Origin of the sequence: Thioalkalivibrio denitrificans (assembly GCF_002000365.1) — a bacterium.
Classification (GTDB): Bacteria; Pseudomonadota; Gammaproteobacteria; order Ectothiorhodospirales; family Ectothiorhodospiraceae; genus Thioalkalivibrio_A; species Thioalkalivibrio_A denitrificans.
Window position 1 is genome coordinate 1 of the sequence record NZ_MVBK01000073.1, and the last position, 20,444, is coordinate 20,444.

Here is a 20,444-nt window from a genome sequence, read left to right on the forward strand (position 1 = left end):
AAGGATGAAGGTTGAAGGATGAAGGTTGAAGGAACCCATTCATCCTTCATCCTTCTGCCTTCAGCCTTTACGACAGCCCATGCTGTTTCAGCTTCTTGCGCAGGGTGCCGCGATTGAGGCCCAGGTACTGGGCGGCGCGGCTCTGGTTGCCTTCGCAGTGGCGCAGGACGCATTCCAGCAGGGGGCGTTCAACCTCTTCCATGACCATGCGGAACAGGCCGTCGGGTTCATGGCCGTCCAGGCGCGCGAAGTAGTCCTCCAGGGACTGGTGCACGGCCCGGGAGAGCGTCTTGCTGTTGTGATCGGCGGCGCGGCTCATGCGGCCATGACCTCCGAGTGATGACGTTGCAGGCATTCGAAGACCCGGGCCAGCTGGGTGCGGGTGTCCTCGGCCGCCATGATGCCGGCACGACAGGTACCGTGAGCGGCGTGCGCCTGCAGGTACCAGCCGATGTGCTTGCGGGCCACGCGCACCCCGGTGGCCTCTCCGTAGAGGCTGTAAAGCCCCTCAAGATGCTCGCGCAACAGCGTCCACAACGCATCGGCGTCAGGCGCATCCGGGACGCGACCGGTTTCCAGGTAGCACTGGATGTCCCGGAATATCCAGGGGCGTCCCTGGGCGGCCCGGCCGATCATCAGGCCGTCAGCCCCCGTGTGTTCCAGCACCACCCGGGCCTGCTCCGGGGTGGAGACGTCGCCATTGGCGATCACGGGGAGGGTCACGCGGCGCTTGACTGCCGCGATGGCATCGTAATCCACGGCGCCTCTGAACCGGCAGGCGCGGGTGCGCCCGTGGACCGCAAGGGCCTGTACGCCGGACTGCTCGGCGATGCGCGCCACGCTCAGCGCGTTCATGTGTGCGCGGTCGAGGCCCAGGCGGATCTTGAGCGTCACCGGTACGTCCACGGCGGCCACCACGGCCTCCAGGATATGGCCCACGAGGCGCTCGTCCCCCAACAGCGCGGACCCCGCCGCACGGTTGCACACCTTCCTGGCAGGGCAGCCCATATTGATGTCGATGATCTGGGCGCCGTTGTCCGCGTTGCGGCGCGCCGCCTCGGCCAGCATGAGGGGTTCGGCGCCGGCGATCTGCACGCTGACCGGCGCGGGTTCGCCTGCATGGTCCATGCGTCGCCGGGACTTGGGTGTATGCCACAGGTCGGTGTTGGCGGTGACCATTTCCGAGACTGCCATGTCCGCGCCCAGGCGTCGGCACAACAGCCGGAAGGGACGGTCCGTTACCCCGGCCATGGGCGCGAGGATCAGGCCGTTGGGCAATATGTGGTCACCAATGCGCAGCATTGTGGGGCTCGGGGGAGTCGGGACGAACCCGCATGATAACGGCACTGCCCCGCGGGTTAAAGCGTGAACCCGTTCTCATACCGGCAAGCGGGACAAATCAGTGGAAGCGGAACTCGTAGGCCACGGCCCGCGGGCCCGGATCCTCGATCTCCAGCAGTAGATGCACCGGCTCGCCGGGAGGCACCGATTCCTCCGTCGGTCCCCGTTGCAGGTATTCCTCCGGGGCGAAACGGCGGACCGCCAGGAGCTCCCCCTGCAGGTCGCGGAAACTGAGTTCCACCAGGGGGTGAGGCTGCGCAAAGTCCGCCCGGTTGGTCAGGGTGGCCTGCACCATGAGGGCGCCGGCCGCGTTCGGGTGGGAGTAGATGTTGCGGCTGCTGATCTGGAAAGCCGCCGGATCCCGACGAGGCGGCAGGGTGCAGCCGAGGCGCTCGCACATCCAGTGGATCGCGGGGGCCAGTTCGGGATACACCACCAGCCGTGCACGTTCATGGTAGATCACCTGGCCGGCAAGCAGGCCGATCAGCGCCAGGCTGAACAGGCCCAGTGAGAAGGTTCGGGTTACGTGTTTGCGGGTGTCACCGGCGGGCGCTATGGTCACTTCGTCACGGATGACCATGGGTACTGCGGCGGCGGGCTGAGCGCTCTGGCGTTCGGTTTCAGGTTCAGCCTCCGTGGCGGTTTCCTGAGCCGGCTCATCGATCTGAGCCGCGATATCCGGGGCGTCGGGGATCTCGCTACCGACTTCGGCCTCGTCCCGGGCAACCGGTTCCGGGGGCACGGGTACGGCGTCGGGCTCGGGCACGGCCACGGGCGCGTGCTCGTGGGCCCGGCTTTCCGCGCGGGCGGGCTGATCATGCCGGGCGGGTGCCTCCGCACTCTCCGGCGGCAACACGCTCAGGCTGTCCAGACCGTTGAAGATCTGCCCGCATTCCCCACAGCGGACGTTGCCGTCGTAAGCGGTGAGTTCCGACGTGGTGACCTGGAACACGGCATCGCAATGCGGGCATCGGGTGTACATTCAAGTGGCAAGTGGCAAGTGGCAAGTGGCAAGGATGTTAGCCCTTTGGGCGGGGGGATGCACCTGGGCGGGGCTCTGAAAGGGGGGACATTCACGGGACACGACACCAGGAGATGTCTATGAGTGCGTATCTGATCGGACATATGACCGTGCGGGACACGGCGCTGTGGGACGAGTACCGCGCCCGGGTGCCGGACACGCTCGGGCCGTTCGGCGGCGAAGTGCTGTTCCGGGGGCGGCGTCGCGCCGTGCTGGCCGGGGAGCACGATCACCCGGACGCGGTGGTCATCCGGTTTCCCGATGCTGCCGCGCTGGACGCCTGGTTTGCATCGGAGGCCTACCAGGCGCTTATTCCCGTGCGTGAACGCGCGGCTGACATGGTATTGGTCAGCTACGACGCCTGATGCGGGCTAGTTGTGATTTCTTGATAGGTTGTTCGCTAGGGGCGCCTCTGGAAGGAGAAGCATAGCCATAGGGCGGCCCGTGGCCGCCGCCAACAGGTGGCCACGGGCCGCCCTATGGTCCAGCTGGCGGGCAGGGCCGGCTGTAGGAGCCCAGCCCTCTGGGCGAACGCAGCACTGGGACAACGCCGATTCGCCCAGAGGGCTGGGCTCCTACAAGATGCATCGCAGGACATGCTTCGCTCCTTCCCGAGAGCCTCCTAACGCTTTACCTGTGAACAACCTGTTGGGGTAACACAGCTAATCCAGGGTCAGCACCAGCTTGCCGGTGGTGGAGCCGGTCTCGATGGCCCGGTGCGCCTCGGCCGCCTCCGCCAGGGGGAACGTGCGCGTGACCACCACCCGGAGCAGCCCGGCATCGAACAGGGCGCTACAGTGCTCCAGGATATCGGTCTGGCGGATACGCTCCTCGTGCAGACCGTAGTACATGGGGCTGAGCATCAACTCCAGGCCGATGCGCAGGTTGCGAAGCCGGCCCTCGGTCCAGTCGGTGTCCGGTGCGGGCTGCAGGACCGTCACCAGCTCTCCGTATGGTCGGACGGCGCCCAGCGTGCGGGTGAAGGTGTCGCCGCCCAGCACGTCCAGCGCCACGTCCACGCCTTCGCCTCCTGTCCACTCCCTGACCGCCTCGACGAAGTCCGTGGTCCTGTACAGGATGGGCAGTTCTGCCCCCAGTTCCCGGACCAGCTCCGCCTTGTCCTCGCTGCCCACGGTCGTGGCCACCCGTGCACCGGCTTGCCGGGCAAGCTGCACGGCCACGTGCCCCACGCCGCCTGCGCCCGCGTGGATGAGGGTCCGGTGCCCGCGTTCCAGGCGGGCACGTTCATGCAGCGATTCCCAGGCCGTGAGCAGCACGAGCGGCGCGGCAGCGGCTTCCACGAAACTCAGGGAGCGCGGTTTGCGCGCGCAGTAACGCTCGTCGATCACGGTGTATTCGGCGTAGTTGCCCTGTGCGTCGCCGATGCCGCCCGAGCAGAAATACACCTCGTCGCCGGGCTCGAAGCGCTCGCATTCCGGGCCCGTGCGCTCGACCACACCTGCGCCGTCGCAGCCGAGAATCACGGGCATGTCGCGGGACTTGTAGGGCCCGAGCACGCGCTGCTTGGCGTCGACGGGGTTCACCCCGGCGGCCCGGATGCGGACCAGGATGTCCCGTTCGCCGGAGAGCCGTGGTTCCGGTACTTCGTTGAGCGAGAGCACCTCGGTGCCGCCCGTGGCGTTCATGAGAATGGCCAGCATGATGCACTCCCGGGAACTGAACCCTGTGTCAGAGGTTAGTCTGCATGGCCCGAGGCGCGACCGACTGCGTCACGGTTTGTTCGTGCGGCGCCGGTCCGGGTTAACCCGCATATTTCACCANNGGTTCGACTGAAGAGCAAGCGAGACAGGCCCAGAGGCCGCAAGCATCGCGATAGGCCGGCGGCGGAGGTACAAACCGTCACCGCGGCATTTCCGCCAGATACGCCAATTTATGCCACTCATTCAGAAGGTTACACGAAGCCGCCGGCCGCCTTGGTGAAATATGCGGGTTAAGCCGTTCCCACCGCCTTGAAGAAGGTGTAACAGAACGTGCCATCGCGCTCTGCCGTTCTGTACAGGTCCCGGACGCCGCGATCGAAAACGGCGGGCTCCACGATCCCCTCCCTGATCGCGGATTGACGTGCACCCTCGATCATCGCGGTGAATGTTCTCTTCGTGAAACCATCGACCATTTCCGGCTTGCCGGCATCGGCATACACCGTGCGGGGAGATACGCTGATCTGGCGATAGCCCGCCCTTCTCAGCAGGGGGTACAGCGATCTCCCGATAAGCGCGTTGCCGCCGGTGCGGGCCTGCAGTTCAACCAGGGATCGGATCGCGGCCCGGGCGGCATCGCTGTCCGGATGAAAAAAGGCCGATCCATGATCACCTTCAATGACCGTGATCGTCCCGCCCGGCCGCAGACAGGCCTTGAGATTCTGTAGCGCGAGCCCCGGTTCCTTCAGGTGCTCCAGGACAAAGCAGACGAAGACATGATCGAACGATCCCGGATCAAAGGGCAGATCGAGGATATCGCCCCGCTGGAAGCGGACATTGGTCAATCCTTCCAACATGACCCGGTGTCGGGCTTCCGCGAGCGAGGTCTCGGAGATGTCCATCGCGACGATCGAGGCCCGGGGGCTGTTCCTCGCCAGCGTCACCGTTTGCGCACCGACGCCACAGCCGGCCTCGAGGATCTGGCTTCCGGGCGGATAAGCCGTGTCCGAATGGAGCAGATCGACGAGGGTCATCGCCTGGTCCTGCAGGCGAGTCTGTTCTTTGGGGTCGTACCCGTGCACATACGCCTGCGTCATGGCGTGCATCTCCTGTGGGGCATATCGGTTCCTGAGTCCAAGATTCGTGGATTCAGACGGCGGTGACAATATCCGGGCCGGCTCGTTATGGGTACGATGTCTTCGCACCGTGGCGGTGGGCACGACTCTGCAGGAGCGGCGCCCTCGCCGCGAACACGCCCATGCCTGATCGACCCGGAATCCCGGATTACGCTTCGCTCCCTCCGGGATACGATTGCCCGGGCCCGGCGGGCCGGCACCTTGTGCCGGCGAGGAGGGCCCAGCCTTCCTTGAGTGACGGGGGCGCCATCCGGAAGGTGCCGCTGTAGGCGCCGGTGACCGTCTCGGCCTGTGCTTCCAGCAGGCCGGAGAGGATCAGTCGTCCGCCGGGGCGGACGAGGGCGCTCAATGCGGGCGCGAGTGCCACCAGCGGCCCGCTCAGGATGTTGGCCATGACCAGGTCGACGGGTTCGGTGCGCAGGTCGTCTGGCAGGCAGACAGGCAGACGTTCGTCGGCGATGTCGTTGCGTCGGGCATTCTCCCGGGTGGCGGTCAGGGCCTGGGGGTCCAGGTCGACGCCGATGCAGTGGTGCGCGCCGAGCTTCAGCGCGGCGATGGCGAGCACCCCGGAGCCGCAGCCGTAGTCAATGACCGTGGCATCCGTCGGCGGATGGGCGTCCAGCCATTCCAGGCACAGGGCAGTGGTGGGGTGGGTGCCCGTGCCGAAGGCGAGACCCGGATCGAGCAGCAGGTTGACGGCCTGCGGGTCCGGCGGTGCGTAACCCGTGGGGACGATCCACAGGCGCTCACCGAAGCGCATGGGCCTGAAGTCTTCCATCCAGGCCCGCACCCAGTCGCGATCCTCGACGTGCTCGCGAGTGATGGCACCGGGCGGGATACCCAGCCGTTCGCTCAGGGCGTGCACCATCGCCTCCGCGTCCAGCTCCGCCCCGAACAGGCCGCCGACCGTTACCTCAGGCCAGACGGGTGTCTCGCCAGGCAACGGCTCCAGCAGGGCATGGTCACCCGCGTCTTCCAGCGAGGTGGACAGGGCGCCCAGTTCCAGGAGCAGCTCCTCGACGGAATCCGCGCGATCACCGTGAACGGTCAGTTTGAGTTTGAACATGAAACTTCAGGTACAAGGTACAAGGCAAAAAGTACAAGGGATTTCATTCCCTTTGCCCTTGTGCTTTGTACCTTGTACCTGCCTTCACCCCTCGGCCTTGAGCTTTTTCTCCAGGTAGTGAATATCGGTACCGCCGGCCTGGAATGCGGCGTCGTTTAGCAGGTCGCGCTGCAGCGGGATATTGGTATTGATGCCCTCGATGACGATCTCCGACAGGGCGCCCCGGGTGCGCGCGATCGCGATCTCGCGGGTGGAGCCCCAGCCGATGAGCTTGCCGATCATGGAGTCATAGTAGGGAGGAACCGCGTAGCCGTTGTAGATGTGGGTGTCCATCCGAATGCCCGGACCACCGGGGCTGTGGTACTGGGTAATGGTGCCGGGCGATGGAGTGAAGGTGCGCGCGTCCTCGGCGTTGATCCGGCACTCGATGGCGTGCCCGCGGAAGACGATCTCGTCCTGCGTGAAGCTCAGGGGCTCCCCGGCGGCAATGCGGATCTGTTCGCGCACGATGTCGATGCCCGTCACCATTTCGGTGACGGGATGCTCCACCTGGACGCGGGTGTTCATCTCGATGAAGTAGAACTCGCCGTTTTCATAGAGGAACTCGAAGGTGCCCGCACCGCGATAGCCGATGTCGCGGCAGGCCTCGGCGCAACGCTCGCCGATGCGCCGGCGCTGTTCGTCGGTGATGCCCGGGGCAGGCGCCTCTTCGAGTACCTTCTGGTGCCGGCGCTGCATGGAGCAGTCGCGTTCGCCCAGGTGTACGGCGTTGCCGTGCTGGTCCGCGAGCATCTGAAACTCGATATGGCGCGGATGTTCCAGGTACTTTTCCATGTACACCGCGTCGTTGTTGAACGCGGTGCGTGCCTCGTTGCGTGTCAGGCTGATGGCGCTGAGCAGCGCGCCCTCCGTATGCACCACGCGCATGCCGCGTCCGCCGCCCCCGCCGGCCGCCTTGATGATAACGGGATAACCGATGTCCCGGGCGATGCGCAGGTTCTCGTCGGCGTCCTCGCCCAGCGCGCCCCCCGATCCCGGCACACACGGGACGCCGGTCTTGATCATGGCCTCCTTGGCCGACACCTTGTCGCCCATCAGCCGGATGGTGGAGGCGCGCGGGCCGATGAACGCGAAGCCGCTGGATTCCACGCGCTCGGCGAAGTCCGCGTTCTCGGACAGGAATCCGTAACCCGGATGGATGGCGCCCGCGTCGGTGACCTCGGCGGCGCTGATGATCGCCGGGACATTGAGATAGCTGTCCATGGAGTTGGGCGGTCCGATGCACACTGACTCGTCGGCAAGACGCACGTGCTTCAGGTCGCGGTCGGCGTCGGAATGCACGGCCACGGTCTGAATACCCATCTCGCGGCAGGCCCGCAGTATGCGAAGTGCAATCTCGCCCCGGTTGGCAATCAGAATCTTGTCGAACATGGAGATGGTCGGGTTTCCAGGGTGGGGTTTGGAATGGACAGGATGAACAGGATTTTTGAGGATTGACAGGATGTAAGGAATCTAAAGGACAAGACAGGATTAACATGATTTACATGATCACTTCTTAAAGGCGCTTCATCCTGTTAATCATGTTAATCCTGTCTGATGCTTTTCTTTCTCTATCCTGTTAATCCTCAAGAATCCTGTTCATCCTGTCCATTCCGCAGTCAATTCACTCGATGATGAACATGGGCTGACCGTATTCCACCGGCTGGCCGTTTTCGATCAGGATGGCCTTGATGACGCCGGTCCGGTCCGCCTCGATCTGGTTGAGCATCTTCATGGCCTCGATGATGCAAAGGGTGTCGCCGACGGTGACCGATTGGCCCACCTCCACGAACGGCCGGGCGCCCGGGGAGGCCGCACGATAGAAGGTGCCGACCATGGGCGCAGTGATCACGTGGCCGTCGGTGGGCAAGGTGTCGGAGGCTTCGCCATCGGTGCCCTCGCCGTGCACGGGCGCGGGCGCCGCCGCTGCGGGTCCGGGGGAGGCCACCTGCTGGGGCATGACGAACGCATGGGTCGAGCCCGGGGCGCTGCGCGTGATACGCACCGATTCCTCGCCTTCGCGGATCTCGATCTCGTTGATCCCGGACTCCTCGAGCAGTTCGATGAGTTTTTTGATCTTTCGGATATCCATGGATGGTCAGTTCTTTCCGGTCAGGTGAATGGCCGCCTGCAGCGCCAGCTCGTAACCCTTGGGGCCCAGTCCGGTGATGACGCCCACGGCCACATCGGAGAGGAAGGAATGCTGACGGAAATCCTCCCGGGCGTGGACATTGGACAGGTGCACCTCGATAAAGGGGATGCCGACCCCCAGCAGGGCGTCTCGCAGGGCGATGCTGGTGTGGGTGAAGGCGCCCGGATTGATGAGAATGAAATCGACGCCGTCCTTCCTGGCCTGGTGGGTGCGGTCGATCAGTTCGTGTTCCGCGTTGGACTGGAATTCCTCCAGGCTGTGGCCCGCAGCGCGGGCCTGCTCGCGCAGGCCGTCGCAGATCTCGGCGAGGGTCATGGACCCGTAGATATGGGGCTCCCGGGAGCCGAGCAGGTTCAGATTCGGGCCGTTGAGCAACAGGAACTTTGCCATGATTTTCCACGAACTGGCTGGGAATGAGCCGGAAACTTGTCAATTGTCGGTATGAGTCCGGCAGGCCAGGGCATTGTGCCTCACCGGTATGGGGGAGTCTATAGAGGAAGGGGGGATTCGCTGCCAAACGGCGAAGATAGCCGCCTGATGGCAGAAGTTGGGGGCAAAACTGTGAGGCGTGTCACGAAGGCGAGGTTCAAGATTCAAGATTCAAGATTCAAGGGGAAGCCATGTGTGCGGCCCAGACGTCGTGCATCGTCCCCGCCCCTCCCCTGAATTTTGAATCTTGAATTTTGGACCTCGTTCTTCAAAGTAGCGGGCGGAGTTCGTCCTCGAGGGTTTCCTGGTGCAGTTCGCCCGGCTTGACGAAGCGGATGATGCCCTCACGATCCAGCAGCACGCTGTAGGGCAGCGCGCCGATCCGGTTGCCGTAGTCCCGGGACACGGCGATCCCCGCCGTTTCCCCCAGCAGCACCGGGAAGTTCAGGCCGTACGTTTCGTAGAAATCGCGCACGTCCTGCTCGTTGTCGATGGCCACGGCGACGATGGTCACGCCTTGTTCCCCGTAGGTCTCCTGCACCTCCACAAAGGCGGGCATCTCCCTGATGCAGGGCGGACACCAGGTGGCCCAGAAGTTGATCAGCACCACGTCCCCGTCCCACTCACTGATATGGCGTATGTCGCCATCCAGGTCCGGGAGACTGAAGTCCGGCCGCTGGCTGCCCTTGATCTCGTTCAGGTGACTCGCCAGCGACGGGGCCGTCGGGGGGGCGGCTTCGGGCGCTCCCGTAAAGTGATAAAAACCAAAGCCGGCCATGCCGGCCAGGGTGGCGACCAGCACCAGGATGGCCAGGAAGACCGGTTGGGTCATTCCGCGTTCGGTTCTAGTGTTCTGAGTCAGAGATTCGTTGCATTTCAGAGCCCCGCACAAGACCCAAGGCAAGGCGCGGGCCGCAGGCAATGGCAAGCCCTTGGCAAGGCCCGCAACGCCGCATTGGGTCTTGTGCGGGGCTCCCTGCGGGCGGGCCTGTACGGGCGCGCGGCCGCGTTGCTCTCGCTCGAATGGGCCTGCCCGTCCTTCGCTCGAGCGCCTTGCCGTGCATCCCGTACAGGCCCGCTGAAATGCAACGAATCTCTGACTCAGGACACTACCCATGGATCAGCCCCCGATGGCGTTGGTGACGTGCTCGGTGAACCGGCCGGCCGCTATGAAGCCCACCAGGCGGTAGTCCCTCAGCTCGTTGCCCTGGTCGTCATAGAAGACGATGGCGGGCGGACCGAAGAGGTTGAAGTGGCGCATGAGATCCCGGTGCTCCGAGGTGTTTGCAGTCACGTCCGCCTTCAGCAGGCGCGTGCCCGAGAGTGCCTGAATCACGCCGGGATCGCGGAACGTGGTGCGCTCCAATCGCACGCAGTCCACGCACCAGTCGGCATAGAAGTCCAGCATTACCGGCTGCCCCTGGGCGCTGGCTTCGGCCACCTCGCGCTCCAGGTCCGCGACACTGTCGATGTTGCGGAACTCGAGGCGGGTCGGCTGGACGGTGCCGTCGGCGGAGGTCACCGCGGCCGTGGGCATGATGCCGCGCAGGGGCTGGAACACGTCGCGGCCGCCCGACGCGGAGCCGATCATGAGCAGGACGCCCCAGACCAGGATCACGAGGCCGAAACCCTTCCACAGGGTGCGCCAGCCGCTGGCTTCGGGGGTCAGCGAGTGCAGGGCGCCCATGTAGATGCCGGAGACGATCAGCAGCGTGCCCCACAGGAACATGGCCACCGGCATGGGCACCACGCGTTCCAGCAGCCAGATGCCCATGCCCAGCAGTGCCACGCCGAACACCGCCTTAACGGCATCCATCCAGGCGCCTGCCCGGGGCAGGATCTTGCCTCCGGCGGTGCCGATGATCAGCAGCGGCACACCCATGCCCATGGACAGCGCGAACAGGGCGAGACCGCCGAGGAAGGCGTCGCCGGTCTGGCTGATGTAGAGCAGCGCGCCCACCAGCGGGGCGGTCACGCAGGGCCCGACGATGAGCGCCGAGAGGAAGCCCATGATGCCGGCGCCCACGAAGGTGCCGCCCTCCTGGCGGTTGCTGAGGTTGGACAGCCGCGTCTGGATACCGGCCGGCATCTGCAGGTCGTAGAAGCCGAACATGGACATCGCCAGCGCGATGAACACCGCCACGAAGCCGCCGATGATCCACGGGTTCTGGAACGCTGCCTGCAGGTTGGCGCCCGCCAGGCCCGCGAACACCCCGGCGACGGTGTACGTCAGCGCCATGGCCAGCACGAATATCAGGGAGATGAAGAACGCCTTGCGGGTGGTCAGATTCTTCTGCCCGATGATGATATTGGAGAGAATCGGGATCATCGGGAACACGCAGGGCGTGAATGTGAGCAGCAGGCCGAAGCCGAAGAAGGCCAGTGCCACCAGCCACAGCCGACCGTCGGCCAGCTGGGCGGCGATGCGGTCCTGCTCGGACACGGGCGGGGCGGGGCGGGTGTCCGGCGCCGCGGCGGTATCGATGTCCACGGACTCGGCCAGCTCGCTGGTGAACTCGAAGCTGGCCGTCTGGGCAAGCGGCGGGTAGCACACGCCCAGGTCCGCACAGCCCTGGTAATCCGCTTCCAGGGTCACGCGGTTGGCGGCACCGTCCTCGCGCAGGATCGGCACCATGATCTCCACTTCATGGCGATAGGTTTCGGTCAGGCCGAAGAACTCGTCTTCGATCTTTTCACCTTCGGGCGGGTTGACGGGGCCGACCCGGTTGCCGTCGCCGTCGACGATCCGGAAGTCCAGCTTGTCGCGGTAGAGGTAATAACCATCGGCGATGGTCCAGCGTACAAGCACCGCGTTCTGGCTGATGGGCTCAACGGAGAGCTGGAAGGCCTTCTCGGGTTCCAGCAACTCGTCCGCGCCACCGCCCAGCATGCCGGCCAGGCCGCTCAGGGCCCCCACTGCCCCGTTGCGCCGCTCGCGGGTGGTCTCGGGTGCCGCCGGCAGGTCCAGTGACACGGTCTGGTAGAGGGGCGGGTAGCAGACCCCGATGTCGGCACAGCCCTGGGAGCGGGCCTTGAGATCGAAGCGATCCGTCGCGCCGTTGGCCCTCTGGATGGGCACCTCGATGCGGATGTGATCCCGGTAGGTCTCCACACGGCCGAAGAACTCGTCCTCCTTGATGGTGCCGTCCGGGATGCGGGGTTCGCCGAGGGTCACGCCCTCGGTCTCGGATTCGAACGCGAACTGCTCCTTGTACATGTAGTAGCCGTCGGCGATCCGCCATTCGGCCACCAGGGTGTCGTCCTCGACGCTCGCCTCCAGGGCAAAGGCCTTCTCCGGCTCCAGCAGATCGTCGCCCATGAGGGCCAGCGCGGGCGCCGTGAAGAACAGGAACAGCAGGGCAAGCAGTCGTTTCATGATGCAGTCAAGTCCTTGATCCACTGAAGATATTCGGAAAGCCCCTCGGTTATTGGAACCGCGATGATCTCCGGAAGTTCATAGGGGTGCAGTTCCCGCAGGGCGGCCTCAAGCGCCGCATAGCCCGCCTCCGGCGCCTTGATCAGTAATACGTGCTCGGCGTCGCGCTGGATTTCCCCCTGCCATTCATAGACGGACGTGCCGGCGGGCAGAATATTCACACAGGCGGCCAGACGGCGTGTCACGAGCGACGAGGCCAGGCTCAAGGCGCTGTCCGTGTCGGGCAGCGTGGTCAGCACCAGCAGGGTGCCGGTGGGATTGCCGGCGACGGGGTCAGTCATTGCCGAAAATGACAGCCGCCCGCTGACCGGCCCTCAGGCCGTGCTGTGCGGGCGCGCTGAAATGCACCGTCAGCGCATAATGGGGTGTGTCGTCGGTGTTGTCCACAGGCTCAAGGCCCAGGGCCTGCAGGGTGCCTTCGTAGTGCCGTTCACCCACGCGCACGTCCAGACGCTGCCCGATCTCAAGGCCGGGCAGATCCGTTTCCGGCACCCGGGCACGGGCGATCATCGGGTCCGTGGCCGCCAGGGTCACCATGGGCACGATCTGGAGTTCGTTGTTCACGGTCTGCCCCGGGCGCACGTGGCGGGCCACCACCAGCGCGTCGAAGGGCGCACGCACCTCGCTGTACTCGAGATCCAGCCGGGTGCGCGTGAGGCGCGCCCGGGCCGCGATGAACTCGGCGTCGGCCATGGCGAAGCCGATCTCGGCCAGACTGAGATCCCGCACGGAAATCAGCGTACGGTCGTACATCTCCTGCTGGCGCTCGTATTCCAGTTCCGCCTCGTCGCGGGCAAGCTCCAGGCGCCGCAGCTGCGCTTCATCCTCTTCCAGCCGGGCCCGGATGCCCCGGTCGTCCATGCGCACCAGCACGTCTCCTTCCCTGACCCGCTGGCCGGCCTCGGCGCTGACGCGCGCCACGATGCCCGACAGCGGCGTGCCCAGTTCCAGGCGCTCTGCCCAGTCGATCTGCGCCGGAAGCTCCCGTGCGCCGGCCAGACCGGAGAACAGGGTCAGGCACAGAAAGAGTGCCGCCGGCGTGGCGCGGCGCGGGGTGAATATCGTGCTCAACATGGAACGAGACTCCCGAGTCTGGTTCATCAGGGCATGTCCGCGGACATGCCGGCATGCACCGGGCTGAAGTTGGGCTGGCCCGTCAGCAGGGCCAGGCGCTCCCAGGCCAGTGCCAGTTCGAATTCCGTCCGGGCGGCGAACAGCATGGCGGCGGACCACTGGGTCATGGCGTCGCCCAGATCGGTCTGCACTTCCATCTCATAAAGGGCGCGGCTGCGGTCCAGGTAGAGCTCCCGATAATCGCTGCGCACCTGCGATTGCTCGCGCCGGGTCCGGAGCCGCTGGATCTCCTGCCAGGTCTCCAGCACCGCCTGGCGCAGATCCAGCTCATGCTGGCGAATGCGTGTCTGGACATCGTAAAGCTCCGCCTGCTGGCGGGCCACGGAGGCGTCCACGCGCCGGCCGCTGTAGAGCGGAATGTCGAGCACGATGCCCGCGGCCAGCGGGTCGCGCCCCCCCAGCACGCGTTCGTAATGGGCGGCCTCCACCTCGGCACTCAGGGTCGGCCGGCGCTCTGCACGGCTGGCTGCCATGCGCTGGCTCGCCGCCTCGGCCTCCAGGCGCAGGCTCGCGAGCTGGCGGTTGCCCGCCTCGGCCATGGCGTAGAGGGTGTCCAGATCGGGCAGCTCCCGGTCATTGCCCGGCAGTTCCGGGTGGCGAAGATCGGCGGGTCCCTGCCCCAGGCGATTGAGGGCCAGGGCGAGGCGGTCGCGGGCCGCGCGAGTGTCCTGAAGGGCCGCCATGCGGCGCAGCCGTGTCTCCTGGAAGTGGTCCTCCAGGGCCAGCAGGTCGATGTCGGAGACCTGTCCCAGCTCGTTGCGATTGCGGGCCCGGTCCAGTGACACGAAGGCGATGGCCATGGCCTCGTTGTCGCGGGTGTAGGTCAGGTCCGCCAGCAGCACCTCGAAGAAGCGGCGCATGATCTCCATGCGCTGGCGTCCCATGAGACTGAGGTAGCGCTCTTCCTGACTGCGCACGGCGGTGTCTGCCGCCTCAAGGGCGAGACTGGTGCGACCGAAGTCGTAAAGGGGTTTGCTCAGGCGCAGGATGGCGCGGGAGTCGTTGCGGGACTGGTCTTCGACCTCGTCGTTGGGCTCGATCCAGCGCGGATGCAACCGCAGGCCGATGTGCAGGTCATTGGCGCTGTCGGCGGACAGGCGTTCGGCCTCGCTGCGCAGGATCCCGGCGCGGCCCCGGTTCACGGCCGGGTGCGTGTCGTCGGCGAGGGCCAGGGCATCGGACAGCGACAGGGGTTGCGGCAGACGCGACTCGGCACTTGCCGGGCCGGCGAGCCCCAGTGCCAGAGCCAGAAACAGGCGCCCCCACGCCCGCCTCGCGTTCCCCCCTGACGGAATCATTGCCTTGCCTGGGCCTGACGATCCCGCTTGTAGCGGTTGAAGTTGGTTTCCTTGTAATGGCCTTCGGCGACGAACTCGCCCAGCCACATGAATTCCTCCACGCCGGAGGTGGCGCCGGTGAACCGCACGATGGGCTCGCCGTCGTGATTGTAGAACTGGAACACCGGGGTGGCGCGTACACGGTTCTCGCGGAATGCGAAATCCGCCTGGCGCATGGGCTGGCCGTCGAAATGGACCACTTCCACGTCCCCGTTCACATCCACGCTGAGTATGCGGAAGTGCTCGCGGTAGAATTCCTGGACCTCGCGCCGGTTGAGCACCGTCTCCTTCATGCGGTGGCAGAATGGGCACTCGTCCATCTCGAAGAAGATCAACAGGGCCTTCTTGTCCTCCTCGCGGGTGATTTCCAGTTCCTCCTGGAAGTCGCCGAAGGTGGTTTCGAAGAAGTGATCGTAGGGATCGAGACCGGCGGACGCGGACCCCCACGTGCCCAGCAGAAGCAGGGTGGCCAGCGCCAGCGACGCCAGGGGTGCAAGCCGCCGGGTTCCGGAGGAGGGGTTCGGGTCGGGTCGGTGTGTCATGGGGTTCACCTCGGGCCGCATCCCGGTTAGGGTTCGGCCATGCGCGCCGGTCGGGGGTTGTTCTGTTGCGCTCAGACCAGCGGTCGATCGGCAGAGTTCCGTAATTTGTCGGGTTTTACCCCGTCGGTGCAACCTTCACTGAAGCCTGCTTGTCTCAAGTCAATGAAACAGCCGCATAAAATACCTTCAATGGGGCGGGCAGGCCAGATCCGGCCATTCCGCACCGTTTTTTCATGCCGGGAGGACCATTCCTGATGTTCAGTCTCACGCGATATGGCGCATGCCTGGCGGCGGCGCTGCTGCTGGCGCTGGCCGGACCGGTTACGGCGGATGCGCCGGAGGGTTACCCGTTCGTCGCTTTCGACGAGGGGCTGCGCAAGGCGGCCGAGCAGGATCGTTACGTGTTCATGTACTTCGGGCGTTACGGCTGTGGCTGGTGCGACAAGACCAACCAGGAAAGCTTCTCCGACCCGGATCTCAAGGCCCTCTACACGGACAACTACGTGCTGGTCTACGTGGACGCCGAGAGCGGGCGGCGCATGACCCTGCCGGGCGGCGAGCGCATCACGGAGATGGAGCTGGGGGCGCGCATGAACGTCTATGCCACTCCCGTGTTCGGTTTCCTGATGCCCGACGGCGAGACCATCTTCACCGTCCCCGGGTTCAAGACGGCGGACGAGTTCCGCGATTACCACCGCTTCGTGTCGGGCGGGCATTACCGGGAGCAGGGCCTGTTCGAGTACCTGGCGAGCGAGTCACGATGAGGTGGCTGTGGCTGGCGGCGGCTCTGGCTCTGGCGCCCGTCCAGGCCCAGTGGCAGTTTGGCGAACCCCTTTGGCCGGCCGGTGAGGCCCGCTCCGGTATCTATCATCAACTCGACGGCGCCGCCCGCCAGCACCTGGCTGCGGACCGCGACCATGTGGCCCTGACCTGGGGCGATAACCGTGACGGCAGCTACCAGGTGCGGGTCGCCTATCGACATCTGTCCGGCGATGGCGGGTTCGGCGACGTGCATACCCTGAGCGAGGGCGAGGAGGCCTACCACCCGGTGGTGGTCGCTCTGGGCGACGGCCGCTTCCTGTTCGCCTGGGAGCAGGACGAACGGGTCTGGATGCGGGTGGCCGGGCCCGAAGGAGCACACCCGGCCATTCAGGCCGACGCCGCGGAATCCACCCAGCCCAGTCTCGCGGCGCATCCCGAGCACGGCGTCGTCGCCGCCTGGTCACGGCGCGAGAACGGCGCCCTGCGTGTCGTCTCGGCACCGGTCGCGGTGGACGACGCGGGTGTCATGCAGGTGGGCGAAGCGGTCCCGGTGGATCCCGAGCCTGCGCAGCGGGACCAGATCTACCCCACGGCCGCCGTCACCCCGTCGGGCGTTGCCGTCGCCTGGGAAGACCGTCGCGAGGGGCATACGCGCCTGCATTACGTGTTCCGCACGCACAACGGCCGCTTCGGTCCCATGCAGGATCTCAACGATCGGCGGCAGGGCCCGCGTACGCAGCCCTATGGCGCCGGGTCGGGGGTGACGCGTGTGGCCCTGGCGGCGCAGGGAGAGCGCATTGCGGCCGTGTGGCTGGACAAGCGCGATTATCAGTCCGGTTATGACGTGTTCGCGGCCCTGAGCGAAGACGGCGGGCAAAGCTTCGGCGCCAACGAAATGGTTCAGGACGTCTTCGGGGCGGAGATCCCCCAATGGCACCCGGGCGTGGCCATCAGCCCCGACGGCCTGCCCCTGGCCGTGTGGGATGACCCGCGCGACGACACCCCGGACGTGTGGATGTCCTGGCGGGAAACGGACGAATGGAGTGACGACGTGGAGGTGGCCCCGGCCTATGGCCCCGGTGCCCATACCAGGCCCGCGGCGGTCTTCGGCCCGGACGGACGGCTGCACATCGCCTGGACCACGCGCACCGAGGACGGTCTCAGCCGACTCGGTTATGTTGTGGCGCAGTGGCGGTAGTGGTTCATCGCGAAGAGTGAAAAAGAGCTTGTTCTCTCGCGAAGGCGCGAAGCACGCCAAGAAAACCGAAGAATGGTCAGGTTGGGGTGAGCCGCGAACCCCGGCCTAATCAACCGGCGCATATCGGGGCGCCGGCCGCCCACGAGTCAGTTACTTTGCGAGCTTCGCGTCTTCGCGACAGATCCGTCCTCCGTTTGCCCCGTGGTGGCCCTTCACGGGCCACAATGAAAACCTCCCTGACGCCTTGCAATTGAGGGGTGATGCCCTCAGCTTCTGGGAAGACTCCCGGTTCCTGCTGATCTCGGCAGTACATTCCGAGGGTATTTCTTCATCCCTCATCCTTCCACCTTCATCCTTTTCTTTCTCAAGACGCCATGCGCTCATTCCCCATCCTGGCTTTGCTGTTTCTTGCCGTGCCGTTGCTGGAGATCTACCTGTTCATCCGGGTGGGCGGCTGGATCGGGGTGTGGCCCACCATCGGGCTGGTGGTGCTGACGGCCCTGGTCGGGGCCTTTCTGCTTCGAATGCAGGGGCTGGCGACGCTGGCCCGGGTGCGTCGCAGTCTCGACGAGGGCCGGATCCCCGCCCGGGACATGCTGGAGGGGGTGTTCCTGGTCTTCGGCGGCGCCCTGTTGCTGACCCCCGGATTTTTCACCGATGCCGTGGGTTTCGCTTGCCTCCTGCCCCCCAGTCGCCGGCTCATGGCCACGTGGCTGCTCTCCAAGGGCGTGTTCATCGTGCATTCGTCGCGCGGCGGCCCACCCCCCGGCGGACCCGGTCCGCAGGGGCCCGGGGGGCGGACCATCGAGGGGGAGTACACAAAGGATGAAGGTGGAAGGATGAAGGATGAATGAAACCACCCCTCCCCGGCCCTCCCCATGAGGGGAGGGCGCGGTCCGTTGCCAGTAGTCAGTTGTCCATCGTGGGCACCGGGCCGGATGCCAGTCAACTGACGACGGACAACTGACAACGGACCAAATCCTATTCATCCTTCATCCTTCCACCTTCATCCTTCAAGGGCCGGGCATCGCCCGGCCCTTGACATCCCCCGCTTCAACACTATTATTGGCACTCACCAAGGGCGAGTGCTAACAGGCCTCGTTCCGCCGTGTAAACACTTCCAAATCCCTGTTTTTCAAGGAGCTGACACTCATGAATATCCGTCCGTTGCATGATCGCGTGATCATCAAGCGCATGGAGGAGGAGCGTACCACCCCCGGCGGCATCGTGATTCCCGACACCGCTGCCGAGAAGCCGGTCCGTGGCGAGGTCCTGGCCGTGGGCAAGGGCAAGATCATGGAGAACGGCGAGACCCGTCCCCTGGACGTGAAGGTGGGCGACAAGGTGCTGTTCGGCAAGTACTCCGGCACCGAGATCAAGGTCGACGGTCAGGATCTCCTCGTGATGCGCGAGGAAGACGTCATGGCCGTACTGGAAGGCTGAACTCCCGGATCCGAAATTTTCTGCCGGGCCGGATCGTGACTCGATCCGCCCATGTACAGAACCGAACCTGAAGAAGAGGAAACACAGCAATGAGCGCGAAAGAAGTCCGCTTCAGCGATGATGCCCGCACCCGCATGGTGAAGGGCATCAACATACTGGCCAACGCCGTGAAGGTCACCCTGGGCCCCAAGGGCCGCAACGTGGTGCTGGAGAAGTCCTTCGGCGCCCCCACCGTGACCAAGGACGGCGTGTCCGTGGCCAAGGAGATCGAACTGGACGACAAGTTCGAGAACATGGGTGCCCAGATGGTGAAGGAGGTCTCCTCCCAGACCTCCGACGTGGCCGGTGACGGCACCACCACCGCCACCGTGCTGGCCCAGGCCATCGTGCGCGAGGGCATGAAGTCGGTGACCGCCGGCATGAACCCCATGGACCTCAAGCGCGGCATCGACAAGGCCGTGATCGCCGCCGTGGAGGAGCTGAAGAAGCTCTCCAAGCCGTGCACCGACAGCAAGGCCATCGCCCAGGTCGGCACCATCTCCGCCAATGCCGACGAGTCCATCGGCCAGATCATCGCCGACGCCATGGAGAAGGTGGGCAAGGAAGGCGTGATCACCGTGGAAGAAGGCTCCTCCCTGGAGAACGAACTGGATGTGGTGGAAGGCATGCAGTTCGACCGCGGCTACCTCTCGCCGTACTTCGTGAACAACCAGCAGAACATGAGCGCCGAGCTGGATGAGTGCTTCGTGCTGCTGCACGACAAGAAGATCTCCAACATCCGCGACCTGCTGCCCGTGCTGGAAGGCGTGGCCAAGGCCGGCAAGCCGCTGCTGATCATCGCCGAGGACATCGAGGGCGAGGCGCTGGCGACGCTGGTGGTCAACACCATCCGCGGCATCGTCAAGGTGGCGGCCGTCAAGGCCCCCGGTTTCGGTGACCGCCGCAAGGCCATGCTGCAGGATATCGCCATCCTGACCGGCGGCCAGGTGATCTCCGAGGAGGTCGGCCTGTCGCTGGAGAAGGCCAGCATCGACGATCTCGGCCACGCCAAGCGCATCGTGGTGACCAAGGAAAACACCACCATCATCGACGGCGCCGGCAAGCACGACGACATCAAGGCCCGCGTGGAGCAGATCCGCGCCCAGATCGAGGATGCCACCTCCGACTACGACAAGGAGAAGCTCCAGGAGCGCGTGGCCAAGCTCGCCGGCGGCGTGGCCGTGATCAAGGTGGGTGCCGCCACGGAAGTGGAAATGAAGGAGAAGAAGGCGCGCGTCGAGGACGCCCTGCACGCGACCCGTGCGGCGGTGGAGGAAGGCGTGGTGCCCGGCGGCGGTGTCGCCATGGTGCGTGCCGTGCAGGCGCTCAATGACCTCAAGGGCGCCAACCACGATCAGGACATCGGCATCGCGATCACGCGCCGTGCCATGGAAGAGCCCCTGCGCCAGATCGTGGCCAACTGCGGCGAGGAGCCCTCGGTCGTGCTCAACACCGTGGTGGAAGGCAAGGGTAACTACGGTTACAACGCCGCCACCGGCGAGTACGGCGATATGATCGAGATGGGCATCCTGGATCCCACCAAGGTGGCCCGCACCGCGCTGCAGAACGCTTCCTCGGTCGCCGGCCTGATCATCACCACCGAGGCGATGGTGGCCGAACTGCCGAAGAAGAACGAGCCGGCCATGCCGGCGGGCGGCATGGGCGACATGGGCGGCATGGGCATGATGTAAAGCCTAGGAGCCTGTCGGAC

At 65.4% G+C, this 20,444-nt stretch carries 21 protein-coding genes; 6 read left to right on the top strand and 15 right to left on the bottom strand.

All coding sequences use genetic code 11. The features are described 5' to 3' along the window. Nucleotides 1–67: 67 nt before the first annotated feature. From fis to B1C78_RS11940, 3 genes are all read right to left on the bottom strand, one after another. Nucleotides 68–319, bottom strand: a complete 252-nt coding sequence (gene fis, locus B1C78_RS11930) for a DNA-binding transcriptional regulator Fis (protein WP_077279396.1) — start codon at nt 317–319, stop codon at nt 68–70. Beyond that, nucleotides 316–1,302, bottom strand: a complete 987-nt coding sequence (gene dusB / locus B1C78_RS11935) for a tRNA dihydrouridine synthase DusB (RefSeq protein ID WP_077279397.1) — start codon at nt 1,300–1,302, stop codon at nt 316–318. The genes fis and dusB overlap by 4 nt, the downstream gene beginning before the upstream one ends. A gap of 97 nt (nt 1,303–1,399) precedes the next feature. Further along, nucleotides 1,400–2,323, bottom strand: coding sequence for a zinc-ribbon and DUF3426 domain-containing protein (locus tag B1C78_RS11940; RefSeq protein ID WP_077279398.1), 924 nt, complete (start codon nt 2,321–2,323; stop codon nt 1,400–1,402). 119 nt (nt 2,324–2,442) lie between these two features. Here B1C78_RS11940 and B1C78_RS11945 point away from each other — a divergent pair, with 119 nt between their 5' ends. Beyond that, nucleotides 2,443–2,727: a DUF1330 domain-containing protein gene (locus B1C78_RS11945; RefSeq protein WP_077279399.1), complete on the top strand. Its 285-nt coding sequence runs from the start codon at nt 2,443–2,445 to the stop codon at nt 2,725–2,727. 297 nt (nt 2,728–3,024) lie between these two features. Here the strand turns inward: B1C78_RS11945 and B1C78_RS11950 are convergent, their stop codons facing one another. The 12 genes from B1C78_RS11950 to B1C78_RS12005 all read right to left on the bottom strand — a co-directional run bounded on the left by B1C78_RS11950 (nt 3,025) and on the right by B1C78_RS12005 (nt 15,291). Then, entirely contained in the window at nt 3,025–4,023 is a 999-nt protein-coding gene (locus B1C78_RS11950) for a zinc-dependent alcohol dehydrogenase family protein (protein ID WP_077279400.1), read from the bottom strand. 290 nt (nt 4,024–4,313) lie between these two features. Beyond that, nucleotides 4,314–5,117: a methyltransferase domain-containing protein gene (locus tag B1C78_RS11955; protein ID WP_077279415.1), complete on the bottom strand. Its 804-nt coding sequence runs from the start codon at nt 5,115–5,117 to the stop codon at nt 4,314–4,316. A gap of 187 nt (nt 5,118–5,304) precedes the next feature. Continuing rightward, nucleotides 5,305–6,222, bottom strand: coding sequence for a 50S ribosomal protein L11 methyltransferase (gene prmA, locus B1C78_RS11960; protein ID WP_077279401.1), 918 nt, complete (start codon nt 6,220–6,222; stop codon nt 5,305–5,307). Nucleotides 6,223–6,306: 84 nt separating this feature from the next. Further along, nucleotides 6,307–7,653 (bottom strand): acetyl-CoA carboxylase biotin carboxylase subunit, encoded by a 1,347-nt coding sequence (accC, locus tag B1C78_RS11965; RefSeq protein WP_077279402.1) that lies wholly within the window; start codon nt 7,651–7,653, stop codon nt 6,307–6,309. A gap of 232 nt (nt 7,654–7,885) precedes the next feature. Then, nucleotides 7,886–8,353, bottom strand: coding sequence for an acetyl-CoA carboxylase biotin carboxyl carrier protein (gene accB / locus B1C78_RS11970; protein ID WP_077279403.1), 468 nt, complete (start codon nt 8,351–8,353; stop codon nt 7,886–7,888). Between the two features lie 6 nt (nt 8,354–8,359). Continuing rightward, the gene (gene aroQ / locus B1C78_RS11975; RefSeq protein WP_077279404.1) at nt 8,360–8,803 is read right to left on the bottom strand and encodes a type II 3-dehydroquinate dehydratase; all 444 of its coding nucleotides are present in this window, start codon (nt 8,801–8,803) and stop codon (nt 8,360–8,362) included. Nucleotides 8,804–9,110: 307 nt separating this feature from the next. Further along, nucleotides 9,111–9,674 carry a TlpA family protein disulfide reductase gene (locus B1C78_RS11980; RefSeq protein ID WP_077279405.1) on the bottom strand — a complete coding sequence of 188 codons (564 nt, stop codon included), beginning with the start codon at nt 9,672–9,674 and terminating at the stop codon, nt 9,111–9,113. Between the two features lie 288 nt (nt 9,675–9,962). Next, nucleotides 9,963–12,218, bottom strand: coding sequence for a protein-disulfide reductase DsbD (gene dsbD, locus B1C78_RS11985; protein ID WP_077279406.1), 2,256 nt, complete (start codon nt 12,216–12,218; stop codon nt 9,963–9,965). Then, on the bottom strand, nt 12,215–12,559 hold the full coding sequence (cutA, locus tag B1C78_RS11990; RefSeq protein ID WP_077279407.1) for a divalent-cation tolerance protein CutA: 345 nt from the start codon (nt 12,557–12,559) through the stop codon (nt 12,215–12,217). The genes dsbD and cutA overlap by 4 nt, the downstream gene beginning before the upstream one ends. Next, nucleotides 12,552–13,352 carry an efflux RND transporter periplasmic adaptor subunit gene (locus B1C78_RS11995; protein ID WP_077279408.1) on the bottom strand — a complete coding sequence of 267 codons (801 nt, stop codon included), beginning with the start codon at nt 13,350–13,352 and terminating at the stop codon, nt 12,552–12,554. The genes cutA and B1C78_RS11995 overlap by 8 nt, the downstream gene beginning before the upstream one ends. Nucleotides 13,353–13,378: 26 nt before the next feature. Beyond that, nucleotides 13,379–14,710, bottom strand: a complete 1,332-nt coding sequence (locus B1C78_RS12000) for a TolC family protein (RefSeq protein ID WP_077279409.1) — start codon at nt 14,708–14,710, stop codon at nt 13,379–13,381. Beyond that, nucleotides 14,707–15,291 carry a thioredoxin family protein gene (locus B1C78_RS12005; protein ID WP_077279416.1) on the bottom strand — a complete coding sequence of 195 codons (585 nt, stop codon included), beginning with the start codon at nt 15,289–15,291 and terminating at the stop codon, nt 14,707–14,709. Before B1C78_RS12005 ends, B1C78_RS12000 begins: the two co-directional genes overlap by 4 nt. A 254-nt stretch (nt 15,292–15,545) precedes the next feature. Here B1C78_RS12005 and B1C78_RS12010 point away from each other — a divergent pair, with 254 nt between their 5' ends. From B1C78_RS12010 to groL, 5 genes are all read left to right on the top strand, one after another. After that, nucleotides 15,546–16,055 carry a thioredoxin family protein gene (locus B1C78_RS12010; RefSeq protein ID WP_077279410.1) on the top strand — a complete coding sequence of 170 codons (510 nt, stop codon included), beginning with the start codon at nt 15,546–15,548 and terminating at the stop codon, nt 16,053–16,055. Further along, nucleotides 16,052–17,251, top strand: coding sequence for a hypothetical protein (locus tag B1C78_RS12015; protein WP_077279411.1), 1,200 nt, complete (start codon nt 16,052–16,054; stop codon nt 17,249–17,251). The genes B1C78_RS12010 and B1C78_RS12015 overlap by 4 nt, the downstream gene beginning before the upstream one ends. 374 nt (nt 17,252–17,625) lie before the next feature. Continuing rightward, the gene (locus B1C78_RS12020) at nt 17,626–18,105 is read left to right on the top strand and encodes an FxsA family protein (protein WP_077279412.1); all 480 of its coding nucleotides are present in this window, start codon (nt 17,626–17,628) and stop codon (nt 18,103–18,105) included. A gap of 298 nt (nt 18,106–18,403) precedes the next feature. Next, a complete protein-coding gene (groES, locus tag B1C78_RS12025; RefSeq protein ID WP_077279413.1) occupies nt 18,404–18,694 on the top strand; it encodes a co-chaperone GroES in 291 nt (96 codons plus the stop codon). An 89-nt stretch (nt 18,695–18,783) separates the two neighbouring features. Next, nucleotides 18,784–20,424 (top strand): chaperonin GroEL, encoded by a 1,641-nt coding sequence (gene groL / locus B1C78_RS12030; RefSeq protein WP_077279414.1) that lies wholly within the window; start codon nt 18,784–18,786, stop codon nt 20,422–20,424. The last annotated feature ends 20 nt before the right edge of the window (nt 20,425–20,444 follow it).